The 14,540-nt window shown below is 66.3% G+C and carries 10 protein-coding genes; 6 read left to right on the top strand and 4 right to left on the bottom strand.

Going from position 1 to position 14,540, the window contains the following annotated elements; translation table 11 throughout:
- Positions 1-38: 38 nt before the first annotated feature.
- The 4 genes from ACRECS_RS02390 to ACRECS_RS02375 are packed head-to-tail and all read left to right on the top strand — an operon-like array spanning position 39 to position 6,749.
- Positions 39-755: a 2OG-Fe(II) oxygenase gene (locus ACRECS_RS02390; RefSeq protein ID WP_431581345.1), complete on the top strand. Its 717-nt coding sequence runs from the start codon at positions 39-41 to the stop codon at positions 753-755.
- A 54-nt stretch (positions 756-809) separates the two neighbouring features.
- Positions 810-2,429 carry a hypothetical protein gene (locus ACRECS_RS02385; RefSeq protein WP_431581344.1) on the top strand — a complete coding sequence of 540 codons (1,620 nt, stop codon included), beginning with the start codon at positions 810-812 and terminating at the stop codon, positions 2,427-2,429.
- 58 nt (positions 2,430-2,487) lie between these two features.
- Positions 2,488-5,244, top strand: a complete 2,757-nt coding sequence (gene polA, locus ACRECS_RS02380) for a DNA polymerase I (RefSeq protein WP_431581343.1) — start codon at positions 2,488-2,490, stop codon at positions 5,242-5,244.
- Entirely contained in the window at positions 5,241-6,749 is a 1,509-nt protein-coding gene (locus tag ACRECS_RS02375; protein WP_431581342.1) for a lipopolysaccharide biosynthesis protein, read from the top strand. The genes polA and ACRECS_RS02375 overlap by 4 nt, the downstream gene beginning before the upstream one ends.
- Before the next feature lie 4 nt (positions 6,750-6,753).
- On the opposite strand, the gene purH is transcribed toward ACRECS_RS02375, so the two are convergent.
- The 4 genes from purH to ACRECS_RS02355 are packed head-to-tail and all read right to left on the bottom strand — an operon-like array spanning position 6,754 to position 12,078.
- Complete coding sequence (gene purH, locus ACRECS_RS02370; protein ID WP_431581341.1) at positions 6,754-8,337, bottom strand: bifunctional phosphoribosylaminoimidazolecarboxamide formyltransferase/IMP cyclohydrolase; 1,584 nt, start codon at positions 8,335-8,337, stop codon at positions 6,754-6,756.
- Between the two features lie 13 nt (positions 8,338-8,350).
- Positions 8,351-10,075: a heparinase II/III family protein gene (locus ACRECS_RS02365; RefSeq protein WP_431581340.1), complete on the bottom strand. Its 1,725-nt coding sequence runs from the start codon at positions 10,073-10,075 to the stop codon at positions 8,351-8,353.
- A complete protein-coding gene (gene rpe / locus ACRECS_RS02360) occupies positions 10,076-10,735 on the bottom strand; it encodes a ribulose-phosphate 3-epimerase (RefSeq protein ID WP_431581339.1) in 660 nt (219 codons plus the stop codon). It lies immediately after the preceding gene.
- 44 nt (positions 10,736-10,779) lie between these two features.
- Positions 10,780-12,078, bottom strand: coding sequence for an RsmB/NOP family class I SAM-dependent RNA methyltransferase (locus tag ACRECS_RS02355; RefSeq protein WP_431581338.1), 1,299 nt, complete (start codon positions 12,076-12,078; stop codon positions 10,780-10,782).
- A gap of 139 nt (positions 12,079-12,217) precedes the next feature.
- On the opposite strand from ACRECS_RS02355, the gene ACRECS_RS02350 reads away from it, so the two are divergent.
- Positions 12,218-12,388 (top strand): DUF1674 domain-containing protein, encoded by a 171-nt coding sequence (locus ACRECS_RS02350; RefSeq protein WP_431581337.1) that lies wholly within the window; start codon positions 12,218-12,220, stop codon positions 12,386-12,388.
- A gap of 41 nt (positions 12,389-12,429) precedes the next feature.
- Entirely contained in the window at positions 12,430-14,286 is a 1,857-nt protein-coding gene (locus tag ACRECS_RS02345; protein ID WP_431581336.1) for an AsmA family protein, read from the top strand.
- Positions 14,287-14,540 lie beyond the last annotated feature (254 nt).

The following is a 14,540-nucleotide window of genomic DNA, read 5'->3' as shown; positions in this document are numbered from 1 at the left end:
GGAGTGCCATTCGGTACTGGCGGTGCGATGGAACCGGCATGGATATCACCGACATCGAAACCCGCATCGCCGCGCAGGATTGGCCCGAAGCACTCGCATCGCTCGACGCATGCGGATCAGCCGTCCTGCCGGGACTGATCGACGCCGACACCTGTTCCGCCCTTGCCTCATGCTATGACGACGATGCACTGTTCCGCAGCCGGATCGTGATGGCGCGCCATGGTTTCGGGCGCGGCGCTTATGGCTATTTCGCCTATCCGCTGCCACCCGCCATCGCCTGTCTGCGCACAGGCCTGTATCCCCATCTGCAGCCGATCGCCAACGGCTGGGCAGAACGGCTGGGCAGTGCGGCGCGGTTTCCGGGAGATCATGCGGCGTTCATCGAACGCTGCCACGCGGCGGGCCAGAAACGCCCGACCCCATTGCTGCTGCGCTATGGCACGGGCGACTATAATTGCCTCCACCAGGATCTGTATGGCGAGCACGCTTTTCCGTTGCAGGTCGCCATTCTGTTGTCGCGGCCGCGAGAGGATTTCACCGGTGGAGAATTCGTGCTGACCGAACAGCGGCCGCGCATGCAGTCGCGCGTCGAGGTGGTCCCGCTGCAGCAAGGCGATGCCGTGGTCTTTGCGGTCAATCATCGTCCCGTGCACGGCGGTCGTGGCGATTACCGCGTGACGATGCGCCACGGCGTCAGCACGCTGCGCTCGGGCGCCCGGCACACTTTGGGGATAATCTTCCACGACTCCGTCTGATCGACTATGAACTTGCCATCGCCATGGTCGATCGATCCGGCTAAACGCCAGCAAATGTTGGCCTTTTCGAATGCGGTCGTGCTGCGACGCGGCGCGACCCTTATGCTGGTCCTGTTGCTGGCGTCGCTTGCGCTCGGATCGCTGCTCCCGATCTACACCGACGAGGTCGGCTGGCGCTTCCAGCTGTCGCGCTATTTGCAGGATGGCGGGGTCGATCGCTTTCTCGCGGAAACCTGCGGCGCGAACACCAACGCGACTCCCGCGTTCTTCATGATGCCGGTGCGCTGGTTCAGTTCGCTGCTGACTCGCTTCCTGTCCGACCCCGCGCTGATCCGGCTGTCCGGCGTGGGGTGTGCGGTGCTGGGCGTCTTCGGCATCCGCACGCTGATCCGCCGCACGACCGATGATGTGCGGCGGCGCGCGACCATCGATCTGCTGTGCTTCGCGCTGCTCGGGATCGGCGTCCTGCCGTTGCTGCTGGTATGGAGTCGTCCCGAACAACCGCTATGGCTGGCGGTCCTGGCCGCCACGCTGATCGCCCTCAGGCGCCCGCGCAATCCGGATGCGCTGCCCATCGGGCCGGTTGCGGCCATTTTGTTCCTCGCGCTGCTGGCGATCAGCTATCATTTAAAAGCACTTTTCTATCTGCCGCTGTTCGTGCTCGCGATCATCTTGTGCCGTCAGGGCGACCGGCGCTTCCTGGTCCGCGGCGCCGCGCTCACCCTGCTCTTCGCGCTGGCATGGCTTGGCTATCGTTACTGGTCGCAGCGCTTCGCCTGTCCCGACGATCCGGTGCTGGCGGCGAAGCTGGCCGAGGAGAATGCATCGATCCTGCTGCTCGGCGGCGGCTGGCGCAGCATGGTGTCGATGGCGCCGGACCTGATCGGGAATATGGTCCCCGGCGGCTATATCGAACTGTCGCTGCCGAAGCGGCTTTACATGTCCGACTGGCTGCCGTCGGATCTGATCTCGCCGGACGCACAGCGCATCTGGAAACGCATTGGCCATAGCGTGTGGAATGTCGCTCTGGCGACGGGGCTGGTTGCGCTGGTGCTGACGATGATTCGTCCGGACCGGCGCTGGAAACCGCTGCTGATCGCGCTTGCGCTGATCGTTTGCGCGACGGCCTGGGCCGCGCTGCAGCTCAACAAGGGCGTCTATGAGGCGGCGCTGTACATGCCGGTGATTGTCGCGGCGCTCGCGTTGATCCTGGCGGTGATGCCGGGCGAAGGACGCTGGCTGGCGCCGGTCGCATGGGTGATCGCCGCCGTTTCCCTGATCAGCCAGGTGGCGCTGATCGGCATCTACGGGCCACGATTATGGTCGGTAAGCGGGCATGGCGGCTATGTCGCGCAACAGCCTTATTCGCTCGGTGCCTATGGCTATGCCGCACTCCGGCGACAGATCGTGTCGGCTGGGGCGAAATGCGGGATCACCCCCGAATCGCCTCGCGTGCTGATCGACGATCTGACCTATTTTGCCTATTCTGAAGGGTATCGCCCGGTCCATCGGCTGGGACTGTTGTCGGTGTGGAATGGGTCCGCCGGCGATCCGATGACCTGGATGCGCGCGCATGGATCGAGCGGCGCGGTAATCGGCTGCCACTATCTGCCGCCTGCGATGCGGGCCCGCGCCATCGCGACGGGACCCTTTTGCTGCGTGAAACCGAACTGATTCATCGGATCGCGCAAGCCGGGTCGCATCGCGCCGCAGTCCTTGCTATTCCCTCGTCATGCCTCATCTCTATCTCGTCGACGGCTCCGGTTATATCTTCCGCGCCTATCACCGGCTGCCGCCGCTCACCAACGTACATGGCGAGCCTGTCGGCGCCGTCTATGGCTATACCACCATGTTGTGGAAGCTCGCCGACGAGCTGCACAAGGCCGATGGGCCGACGCACATGGCGGTGGTGCTCGACAAGTCGAGTCATACGTTCCGCAACGAACTGTACGATCAGTACAAGGCGCAGCGCCCGCCACCGCCCGAGGATCTGGTCCCGCAATTCCCGATGATTCGCGATGCGACACGCGCCTTTTCGCTGCCATGCATCGAGACCGAGGGGCTTGAGGCCGACGATATCATCGCCTGTTATGCCAAGGCCGCGCTGGCGCAGGGCTGGCTGGTGACGATCGTCAGCTCCGACAAGGATCTGATGCAGCTGATCGAGCCCGGGCTCGACATGTACGACACGATGAACAATCGCCGGCTCGGTGCGGAGCATGTGCAGGAGAAGTTCGGCGTTGGGCCCGAGCGGCTCGGCGACGTGCTCGCGCTGATGGGCGACAGCGTCGACAATGTGCCCGGCGTGACCGGGGTCGGCCCCAAGACCGCATCGAAGCTGATCAACGAACATGGCGATCTGGAGGGCGTGCTTGCCGCCGCGCCGTCGATGAAGCCGGGCAAGCTGCGCGACAATCTGATCGAGCAGGCCGATATGGCGCGGCTGAGCCGGGTGCTGGTCGAGCTGAAATGCGATGTGCCGCTGCCCGAGCCGCTCGACGATCTTGAGCTGAAGGGCATTCCCGAGGCACCGCTGCGTGCCTTCCTCGAACATCACGGCTTCAAGTCGCTGCTCGCCAAGCTCTCGGCGGTTGCCGATACGCCGGTCGAGACACCGACCTCGACCGTGCCGCAGGAGGAAGATCCGCCGTGCGAGCATGATGCCTATGAGACGGTGGTGGACGAAGCCGCGCTCGACCGCTGGATCACCATCGCGAAACATCAGGGCTGGGTCGCGATCGATACCGAGACCACCGGAGTCGATGCGACGCGCGCCGAGCTGGTCGGGGTGAGCATGGCACTGCACCCCAACCTCGCTTGCTATATCCCGCTTGCGCATGGCGGCACCGACATGTTCGCCGAAGTGCCGGTGCAGATCGACAGCGCCACTGCACTGGCGAAACTCAAGACCCTGTTCGAGGATCCGAGTGTCCTGAAGATCGGCCATAATCTGAAATACGACATGATCGTGCTTGGCCGCGCCGGACTCGACGTCGCGCCGTTCGATGATACGATCCTGATGAGCTTCGATCTCGATGCGGGGCTGCATGGGCATGGCATGGACGAACTCGCCGCGACGCATCTGTCGCACAGCTGCATTGCCTTCAAGGATGTGGTCGGCACCGGCAAGAACCAGCGCGGGTTCGCCGAAATCGACCTGAAGACGGCGACGCGCTACGCCGCCGAGGACGCTGACGTCACCTTGCGGTTCTGGCGTCGTTTCAAGCCGCGCCTGCCTGCCGAACAGGTGACGCGAGTCTATGAGATGGTCGACCGGCCGCTGGTGCCAGTGATCGCGCAGATGGAACGCCACGGCATCAGGGTCGATGCAGCGAAGCTGGCGCAGCTCTCGACCGAGTTTGCGCACCAGATGGGCGCACTCGAGGTCGAGATCCATGCCCTGGCCGGCGGCGGCTTCACCATCGGCAGCCCCAAGCAATTGGGCGATGTGCTGTTCGAGCGCATGGGCATCAAGGGCGGCCGCAAGGGCAAGTCGGGCGTCTATTCGACTGACGTCAACGAGCTGGAACGGATCGCCGCCGACAAGGATTCGCCCGGCAAGGACATTGCCCGCAAGGTGCTCGACTGGCGTCAGCTGTCGAAGCTCAAATCCACCTATACCGATGCGCTGCAGGCGCAGATCAACCCGGCGACCGGGCGCGTCCATACCAGCTACTCGCTGACCGGCGCACAGACCGGGCGGCTCTCCTCGACCGATCCCAATCTGCAGAATATCCCGATCCGCACCGAGGTCGGCCGGCAGATCCGCGATGCGTTCGTGGCGGAGGAGGGCAATGTCCTGCTCGCCGCCGATTATTCGCAGATCGAACTCCGCCTCGCCGCGCATATGGCCGATGTCCCTGCGCTGAAGGACGCGTTCGCCCGCGGCGACGACATTCACAGCCTGACTGCGCAGGAATTGTTCGGCGAGGTCAATCGCGACACGCGCGGCCGTGCCAAGACGATCAACTTCGCGATCCTCTACGGCATCAGCCGCTGGGGCCTGGCCGGCCGGCTCGACGTCACGGCGGATGAGGCGCAGGCGATGATTGACCGCTATTTCGAGCGCTTCCCGGGGATCAACAATTATATCGTCCAGACGATCGAGACGGTGCGCGACAAGGGCTATACGACCACCCTGTTCGGCCGGAAGACGCATTTCCCGCGCATCAAGTCGAAGATCCAGCATGAGCGCCAGGGCGCCGAACGCGCCGCGATCAACGCCCCGATCCAGGGCACCAGCGCCGACATCATCAAGCGCGCGATGGCGCGGATGGGGCCGGCGCTGATCGAAGCGGGGCTGCCCAATGTCCGCATGCTGCTCCAGGTGCATGACGAACTGGTGTTCGAACTGCCGGAAGGCGATGTCGATGCGGCGAGGCCGGTGATCGAACGCGTCATGGCCACCGCCGCCGAACCGGCGGTGGTGCTCGACGTGCCGCTCGGCATTGAGATCGGTACGGGGAAGAGCTGGGGCACGGCGCATTGACCTCCGCCACGGGCGACATCGATGATCTGAACGCGCTCGCCAAGGGTGGCCGGACCAACATCATCGGATTCCTGCTGCGGCTCGCGGCACGGTTGCCGTTCCTGTTCATCGCCGGCCGCGTCTATGGGCCGGAGACGGTCGGCCGCTTCGCGATCGCGGTGGTCGTGGTTGAGCTGGCCGCCTTGCTTGCGACGCTCGGCCTGAAGCGCGGGCTCGCCCAGGCCTTGTCGGATACCGATCGGCCGCATGTCCATGTCGTATGGGACGCGATGGCGGTGGCGTTCGTCGTCTCGCTCGTCGCCAGCGCGATCCTCATCACCTTTCCCGAGGCGATGTACCCCAATACGCCGATCACCGGCATGGATCGCTGGCTGCCGTGCATCATCTTCGCCACGGCCTGGTCCGACGTCAGCCTCGCCGCGCTCGCCTATCGCCGCAACGTTCAGGCGACGGTGACGGCGCGCGCGATCGTCGAACCCTGGACGATCAGCGCCGCCGCCTGGGCGCTGTCCTTCTATTCGCTGCGCGACGGGCTGGTGCTGTCCTATATCCTGTCGATGGCGGCGGCACTGATCGCGTCGCTGATCCCGTTCGTGCGCAGCTATGGCATCCCCCATGGCTGGAAACCGCGCGTGCGTCCGCTGCTCGCGCTGGCCGGGCGCAACGTGCCGCTTGCCGGGGCCGATGCGGTCGAATGGGGCACGCGCAACGTCGACCGCTTCATCCTCGGCGTGATGTTCGAACCCAGGATCGTCGGCATCTATTATATGGCGCAGCAGGTCGCCTCGATCCCGGCCAAGCTCAAGACCAGTTTCGACCCGATCCTCGGTCCGGTCATCACCACTGCGCTCGCCCGCGACGATCGCGAGGCGGTGGCAGCGCAGGTCAGACAGGTCGGCTTCTGGATCATGGCGGCGCAGGTCGGCCTCGCGCTGATGGGCTCGATCCCCGGCGAAGCGGTGATGGGCGTGGTCGGGCCGCAATTCGTCGCCGGCACCGCGGCGCTCGCCTTCCTGCTGTCGGCGGAAGCGGCGGCCTCGACCGGCGCGGTATGCGAGAGCGCGCTGGTCTATATCGCACGGATGAAGAACCTGCTGATTTCGCTCGGCATGCTGTGCTTCCAGATTGCGCTGAGCTTCACCCTGATCCTCGCGATCCGCAGCGGCGGATGGCCGGTCAATTACCAGGCGGCGGGACCGGCGATCGCCTTGCTGCTGTCGGTCGGCATAACGTCGGTGATCAAATCGACATTCCTGTCGCGCCTGCTCAGCGCGCGCGTCGCCGGCTGGCGCTGGCCGTTGCTCTGGGCGGCGCTGGCGGCGGGACTGGTCGGGAGTGCCTTCACCGCCCTGCCCAAAAGCTATGAATGGGCGGAGGCCGCGATCGGCATCCCGGCAATCTGCGGCACTTATTTGTACGTGCTGTTCAGATGGGCGTTCCGCCCCGCCGACCGGGCCTTGTTCCGCAAGGTACCCAAGTCGGGCGAGGCGACGCTGCCGGTCTAGCGCATCAATGCCGGAAGTGGCGCATGCCGGTGAAGACCATCGCCAGGCCCGCTTCGTCCGCCGCCGCGATGACTTCGTCGTCTCGGATCGAGCCGCCCGGCTGGATGATCGCGGTTGCCCCCGCCTCGACCGCGGCAAGCAGGCCGTCGGCGAAGGGGAAGAAAGCGTCGGAGGCGACCGCCGACCCGATCGTGCGCGGTGACGCCCAGCCGGCCTTGTCCGCTGCATCCTTTGCTTTCCACGCGGCGATGCGCGCGGATTCGAGGCGGTTCATCTGGCCCGCGCCGATCCCGGCAGTCGAGCCGTCCTTGGCATAAACGATCGCGTTCGACTTGACGTGCTTGGCGACAGTCCAGGCGAAGCGGCAATCGGCCAGTTCCGCGTCGGTCGGTGCGCGCTTCGTCACCACCTTCAATTCGGGCACGGCACCATTGTCGCGCGTCTGGACCAGCCAGCCGCCGGTGATCGATTTGGCCTGCAGCCCGGTACGCGCGGCATTGGGCAGGGCGCCGGTCAGCAGCAGGCGAAGATTCTTCTTCGCCGCGAAGATCGCCAGCGCCGCGTCATCGGCATCGGGCGCGACGACGACCTCGGTGAAGATCCCCGAAATGGCCCGCGCGGTCGCTTCGTCGAGCGTGCGGTTGAGCGCGATGATGCCGCCGAACGCCGACACCGTGTCGCAGGCAAAGGCCGCGGCATAGGCTTCCTCAAGCGTCGCGGCGGTGGCGACGCCGCAGGGATTGGCATGTTTGACGATCACCACTGACGGCGCGGCATCGCGGAACTCGGCGACCAGCTCGAGCGCGGCATCGGCGTCGTTGAGATTATTATAGCTCAGTTCCTTGCCCTGGATCTGCCGTGCCTGGCCGATGCCGCGCGCATGCGGGCCGGTCGCGGTATAGAAGGCGGCGGACTGGTGCGGGTTTTCGCCATAGCGCAGCGATGCGCTGCGCTTGAGCGTGACCGGCAGGGTTTCGGGGAACGCCTCTCCCTGGTCCACAAAGCCGAACCAGCTCGCGATCATGCCGTCATAGGCGGCGGTCGCAGCAAAGGCGCGCGCGGCAAGGCGCTTGCGCAACTCGAGCGTGGTCGCGCCGTGCGCGGCGTCCATCTCCGCGATCAGCGCGGGATAGTCGGCCGGATCAGTGACGATCGCGACAAAAGCGTGGTTCTTGGCCGCCGAGCGCACCATCGACGGGCCGCCGATATCGATATTCTCGATCACTTCGGGCCGGTCTGCGCCCTTCGCCACGGTCTGTTCGAAGGGGTAGAGATTGACCACGACCAGGTCGATCGCGCCGATGTCATGCTCCTTCATCGACGCGACATGCGCGGGATCGTCGCGCACCGCGAGCAACCCGCCATGGACCTTGGGGTGGAGCGTCTTGACCCGTCCGTCCATCATCTCGGGAAAGCCGGTCAGGTCGCTGATGTCGCGCACATCGAGCCCCGCATCGCGCAGTGCCTTGGCGGTGCCGCCGGTCGAGACCAGTTCAACGCCGTGCCGGACCAGCGCCTGGCCCAGATCAATGATGCCGGTCTTGTCCGACACCGAGAGGAGGGCGCGGCGGATGGGAATGCTGGTCATGAAAACTCCGGTATCAGTTGGCGCGTTTCAGGGCCCAGCTCACGCTGCACCCGCCCGCAGGGGATTCGCCCGTTATGACGAGCTGGTACGTCGATTGCGGACGACCCTCGGCATCGATCCACAAACTGTCTTCGATCGCCAGCGCCCCGCCCCGGCAGCGGAATTGCCATAGCGCACCGCCGGGCAGTCGCAGCAAGGCGGCCATGCCGTCAGCGGTCGGCGACACCTGTACGCCCTGGCCGAGATGGAAGCGGATGGCAAAGGCGGTGGTGGCGACCTTGCGGCGCCGGCCCACCGGCAGCAGCATGTCCTCGCCGCGCAGGTCGCGGCCGTCGCTGCCCAGCACCAGCTGGCGGCGATGAACGAAGCCGAAGCGCCGCGCATAACCGTCATGGCTCGCTTCGATCCGGCTGCCCGCATCGCTTTCCTGCCGCGCCAGCTCGACCTCGGCGACGCCGCGTCCGAGCGTGCCGTCGGGATGGATCGCGGTCGAGTTGCTGTCGCCGACAATCAGGGTCGAATGCGCCGCCGTGGTCCTCAACCCATCGGCCAGTGCCGCAGGCAGCTGCTGCACCGCAGTCCGCGCGCCGCCGCAATTGACCACCACCCGGTGGGAGCCGTCGGAGAATTCGAACGCAAGGGTCGAGGCGCATCCGCCCTCGACCAGCCGCGCGACCGGCGGTGGTGCTGCATCCATGATCAGCACGACGGATCCGGCGGCAAGGCGCTGATAACCCCAGTCGCGCGCCTGGCGCAGCGGTCGCGCGCGCACGCCGGTCGCCTCGAGGATCTGGCCGAGCGTCTCGCCGGTGACTGGCCCGCCGCCCTGCCAGCTCGACAGGCCCTTGTCGCCGTGACACACGCCGAGCAGCGCCGGAACCATGCGGTTGAGCACTTCGAACAGCGCGGCGGGCGGCTCCAGCCGGCGCGCGTCATAGGTTTCGCGCAGCATGGTCAGCAGCATGATGATGTCGAGTTGCGCCAGCGGCGAGCGCGCGACGCTGCCGCCATCGTCGAACACCGATGCCGACAAGGCCTTGATCAGCGCGGATTCGGTCGAGCCGCGCCGCGCATCGCCGCCGGCGATCAGCAGGCCGGCCGCGACCACGCCGCACAAGGCGGCGACACGCGGCGCACCGGGGGCCATCTTCTCCGCGCCGCGATCGATATGTCGGGCGCCGCGCGCCAGCGTGTTGAGCATATGGCTGCGATAAACAAGGTCAGTCGAGGACAGGATCAGCGGCGCATGCGCGGTCCAGAACAGGATGCGCCGGCCCCAGAGATCGGCGCGCCATGCCGGCTCGCTGACCTTGTCGGCATGCACGTCGAGCCAGCGGCGCATCAGATCCTCGGCGATCGGCGTCGCCTGGGCGCGCGTTGCCACGGTCGACAGGTCGCGCAACCAGGCGAAGCTGTGCAGATACTCGCCAAAGGCGCGTGAATAGTCCGGTTTCACCAGGTTGAGATCGGCGATCGCCCGCGTCTCGCCGCGAAAGCTGAGATTGCCCTCAAGCAGCGCGTGCCCGCGCTTGATGTCACCGAGGAAAGGGTCATCCGGCACGGCAGTGAGTTTCAGCGGATGCCGGCCCTTGAGCCTCAGCCCATGGATCGGCGTGCGCCAGGTCAGGCGGTGGAGTCGTTCGGAAATACGTTCGGACAGAGAAAGCCCCTTGTCGCCGCCCAGCCGGATCAGCCGCTTGCCTTCATCGATGCTGTCGGGCTCGGTCGGTTCGCTCACTCAACCCCTCAATGCAGCGATATTATCGGCATAGGCCGAAGGCCCGCCGCGGAAGGTGGCGGTGCCGGCGACCAGCGCATCGGCCCCCGCCGCGATCGCACGCGGCGCGGTATTGCGATCGATGCCGCCATCGACCTCCAGATCGACCGAGAGGCCAGCCTTGTCGATCATCTTGCGGATCGCCTCGATCTTGCGCAGCTGGCTCTCGATGAAGCTCTGCCCGCCAAAGCCGGGATTGACGCTCATCACCAGCACCAGGTCGACTTCCTCGAGCAGATAGTCGAGCGCCTTGGCCGGGGTTTGCGGGGTCAGCACGACGCCGGCGCGCTTGCCCAGCCCCTTGATGCGCTGGATCGTGCGGTGAGTATGGGCGCCGGCCTCGACATGGACGCTGATCGTGTCAGCGCCGGCTTCGGCGAAGTCCTCCAGAAAGGCATCGACCGGCGCGATCATCAGATGCACGTCGAGCGGCTTGGTGGTGTGCGGGCGCAATGCCTTCACCACTGCCGGGCCAATCGTGATGTTGGGCACGAAATGGCCGTCCATCACATCGACATGGATCCAGTCGGCGCCGGCTGCGTCGATCGCGCGCACCTCCTCACCGAGCCGGGCGAAATCGGCGGACAGGATCGAAGGGGCGATACGGACTGGCTGTTGCATGACCGGACCCTCTAGCATGGCGAACCCTCCCCGCAAGGGAAGGATCAGACAGCGCGCCTCAACCGCGCCATGAAAAACCCGTCACAGCCGCCCTGATCGGCCAGGGCGCCAGGCACGGTGCGCAGATAGCCCTCGTCATGCGCCGCGAGACCGTCGGGCAGTTCGTCGGGGCCGACCGGGTCGATCGCATAGTCGCTGCGCGTGCCAAGGAAGCGCTTGAGCTGCTTCTCGCCCTCGGCCGGTTCGAGCGAACAGGTCGCATAGACCAGCACCCCGCCGGGCCGCACCCAGTCGGCGGCGCGCGCCAGCATCTTTTCCTGCAGCGCGGCCATTTCCGAGATTTGCGACGGGCGCACGCGGTGCAGCACATCGGGATGGCGGCGGAAAATGCCGGTCGCACTGCACGGCGCATCGAGCAGCACTGCATCGGCCGGCGCGGCCGGCGCCCAGGTCAGCACATCGGCCGTCACCACATCGGCCGACAGCTTCGTCCGCGCGAGATTGTCGTGAAGTCGCGCCAGACGACTTTGCGCGCTGTCGACCGAGGTGACCTGCCAGCCGGCGCTGGCCAGCTGCATCGTCTTGCCGCCGGGCGCAGCACACAGATCAAGCGCGACGCCACTGCCGCGGCCAATCAGCCGCGCGGGGAGCGAGGCGGCGATGTCCTGGACCCACCAGGCACCCTCCTCGAACCCGGACAGTTCGGGGACGTGGCCGCCGGGCAAGCGTACATGGCCCGGCATCAGCGACACGCCGCCAAGCTCCTCGGCCCAGCGATCGGTCGCGGCCGGGTCGGCAATGACCAGATCGAGCGGCGGCGGTGCTGCAATCGCGTGCTCCGCCCCCTCGATCGCATCGTCGCCCCATGCCGCATGCCAGCGGATCGCGACCGGGTCGGGCAGGGTCGGAATCTCGGGCAGCGACGCGTTCTGGCGCGACAATGTACCGAACACGCCGTGGACCAGCTTGCGCGGACCGCCATCGACCAAGGGCAGCACGGTGCTGATCGCGGCATGCGCGGGCGTGCCAAGTGCGAGCGTCTGAACCAAAGCGATGCGCAGCGCGAAGCGCGCCTTGGCGTCATCGGGCAAGGGACGCGCGGTCGCCGAATCGATCAGCGCGTCGAGATCGGGCAGGCGGCGCAGCGTCTCGGCGGCAATGGCATGGGCCAGCGCCCGATCATCGGCGCGGTCAATGCCCGAGGTTGCGCGGTCGAGTGCGGCCTCGAGCGGCAGGCCCTGGCGCAGTACTGCGTCGAGCAGGCGGAGCGCTGCACGGCGGGCCGGGACGCCGGCGGGCTCGGGCTGGCTCGATTGGGGCCCGCTTGATTGGGAATAGGCCAAGTCAGCGCCGGCCCAGCGGGTCGCGCGGCAACAGGGTCGTTTTCAGCTGATTCACTTGAACCAACTCCTTTCAAGGTCGATGTGGCGTCAGGAAGCGCACAGTTCAATCGCGCGTCACCGTCCACCGAGGGAGCAGTCCATGGCCCAGCGGCCGCCACATGTGAAGCCACCCGCCTATCTGTCGAAGAATCCGCCGGTGCCGGAACCCGACCCGAAGGAGAAGGCCGAACCAGGCCCGGATGATCCCTTGGGTCTCAATCCGGTGCGTTATGGCGACTGGGAGCTGAAGGGCATTGCGGTCGATTTCTGACCGGAACGGAACGAAACGGCGCGCTGGCGCGTCACTTAGGGGTGACTTTCAGGACCCTGATCGCCGATCGCCGGCTTCACTGGACCGTCGGCGGGATCGTCGGGCTGATCCTGCTCGCGCTGATCGGACTCGCGGCCTTTCCCTGGGGCAGCCTCAAATCGACCGTCGAAAGCCGGATGAGCAGGAGTGTCGGCCAGCCGGTGACGATCGGGCGGATCGACCGGATCGACGGTTTTTCCTTCTCACCGACGATTGCAATCCGCGACGTGCGCATCCCGCAGGCCCGCTGGGCCGGGCCCGGCAATTTGGTGACGATCACGGCGGCGACCGTCCGCTTTCCGGTCTTCCCGCTCATCCTCGGCAAGTTCCGGCCTGAGTCGATCGACATATCCGGCCTGCGCCTCAATCTCGTCCGGGCGAAGGACGGGCGCGAGAATTGGCGTCAGCCGGGGGCCGACGACTCCGTCCCGCGCCTGACCGGGCTGCGCATCGCCGACAGCATCGTCAGCTATCGTGACGCCAAGGTCGGGCGCAGCTTCACGGCCAAGGTGACCGCCGACAGCGCCAGCGGCATCGTGCTGAACGGCACGGGCAAGGTCCTCGGCGCTCCGGTGACGCTCAGCGCGAAGGGTGCCGCGATCGAGAGCGCCGCTGGCCGACCCTGGCCGTTCGAGGCAAGGATCGACGGCCCGCGGCTGGGCATGACGATCATCGGCCGGATGGATGCGCCGCTCGACACCAATGCCATGACGATCGACCTGACTGCCCGTGCCGACGACCTGAAGATGATCGATGCCGTGATCGAGGCCGGGCTGTTCGGCACGCAGGATGTGCGGCTGAGGGCGCATGCCCGGCATGACGGGCCGGACTGGACCATCACCCGGCTGAGCGGCACGATCGGCCAGTCCGACATCGCCGGCGGCGTCACGGTGCGCAAGCGCGGCGGGCGCACGCTGCTCGACGGTGACGTCATTTCGAACCGGCTCGACTTCGACGATTTCGCGTCGGATGCCGGGCTGGCCAAGGCTGCGGCGCTGGAGCAGGAGATCGGGCTCAGGCTGGTGCCCAATATGCGGATCAACATCGTCAAGATCGACGATACCGACGGCAGCATCCGCTTCAATGCGCGCCAGGTGTTCGGCGGGAAGCGGCCGTCATCGGTGACGTCATTGCGCGGCACGCTGAAGCTTGATCACCAGTTGCTCGACATCGCGCCGCTGACGATCGAGCTGAAACAAGGGGCGATCGCCGGGTCGATGCGCGTCGATCAACGCGGTGGCGTCAAGGTGCCACTAGTGACGATCGACCTGAAGCTGAGCGGCAGCAGCGTCGGTGCGCTCGCCGGTGGGGCGGGTGCGGTCGACGGACGAGTCGATGCGCGCGCCAGGCTGGCCGGTCGCGGCAGCACGATCCGCGAAGCGGTCGGCAATGCCAATGGCAGCATCGGCCTGGTCGCGCGCGACGGCGGCTTGCCCGCCAAGGTCGCGGCGATGATCGGCTTCGACGCCTCGCGCGCGCTGACCACCGATAAGGATGCACGCGCCGGCCTGCGCTGCATCGTGCTGCGGCTTGCCCTGCAGGGCGGCGCCGGGCGGGTCGATCCACTGGTGCTCGACACCACGCTCAGCCAGTCGAACGGCCAGGGCAGCGTCACTTTCCCGGCCGAAACGCTGGCGATCACCCTGACCGGCGCACCGAAGCAGAAAAGCGTGCTGCGTCTGCCCGGATCCGTCACCATTGCCGGCACGATCCGCGAACCTGACGTCACCATCCCGCCCAAGGTGAAGTCAGTCGGCAATGTGCTGAAGGCGATCGGGCGATCGATCGCCGGCACGCAAGGCCCCAAGGCGACCGATGCCGATTGCGGCGCCTTATCGAGGCGAGCGCTGGGCGCCTGACCGGCCTTCACCGCTGTTATCGGCGCAATAAAAAAAGCCACCCCTGTTATGTTGGATTCGGAGGCCAGAATCTTCGTTTATTTCCAGCAGCTTATCTGTCGTCACCCCTGTTATCGATAACAGGGGTCGCGCAAGGGAATAACAGGGGTCGTTTTCGCCGGAACAGGGGTGACGATCACCCCCTGCCGCACGACCATGAGAAAGAGCCGGGAGAGACGCATGTCCATCCGAATCTGCTTCCTGCTCAATTCAGT

Source organism: Sphingomonas sp. (genome assembly GCF_050725575.1).
In the GTDB taxonomy this organism is placed as follows: Bacteria; Pseudomonadota; Alphaproteobacteria; order Sphingomonadales; family Sphingomonadaceae; genus Sphingomonas.
This window is presented reverse-complemented; position numbering and strand designations above follow the sequence as displayed.

What these genes read in the sequence shown, in the direction of transcription:
- ACRECS_RS02390 (WP_431581345.1), top strand. Translation starts at nt 39, where the DNA reads ATGGATATCACCGACATCGAAACCCGCATCGCCGCGCAGGATTGGCCC.
- ACRECS_RS02385 (WP_431581344.1), top strand. Translation starts at nt 810, where the DNA reads ATGTTGGCCTTTTCGAATGCGGTCGTGCTGCGACGCGGCGCGACCCTT.
- polA (WP_431581343.1), top strand. Translation starts at nt 2,488, where the DNA reads ATGCCTCATCTCTATCTCGTCGACGGCTCCGGTTATATCTTCCGCGCC.
- purH (WP_431581341.1), bottom strand. Translation starts at nt 8,337, where the DNA reads ATGACCAGCATTCCCATCCGCCGCGCCCTCCTCTCGGTGTCGGACAAG.
- rpe (WP_431581339.1), bottom strand. Translation starts at nt 10,735, where the DNA reads ATGCAACAGCCAGTCCGTATCGCCCCTTCGATCCTGTCCGCCGATTTC.
- ACRECS_RS02350 (WP_431581337.1), top strand. Translation starts at nt 12,218, where the DNA reads ATGGCCCAGCGGCCGCCACATGTGAAGCCACCCGCCTATCTGTCGAAG.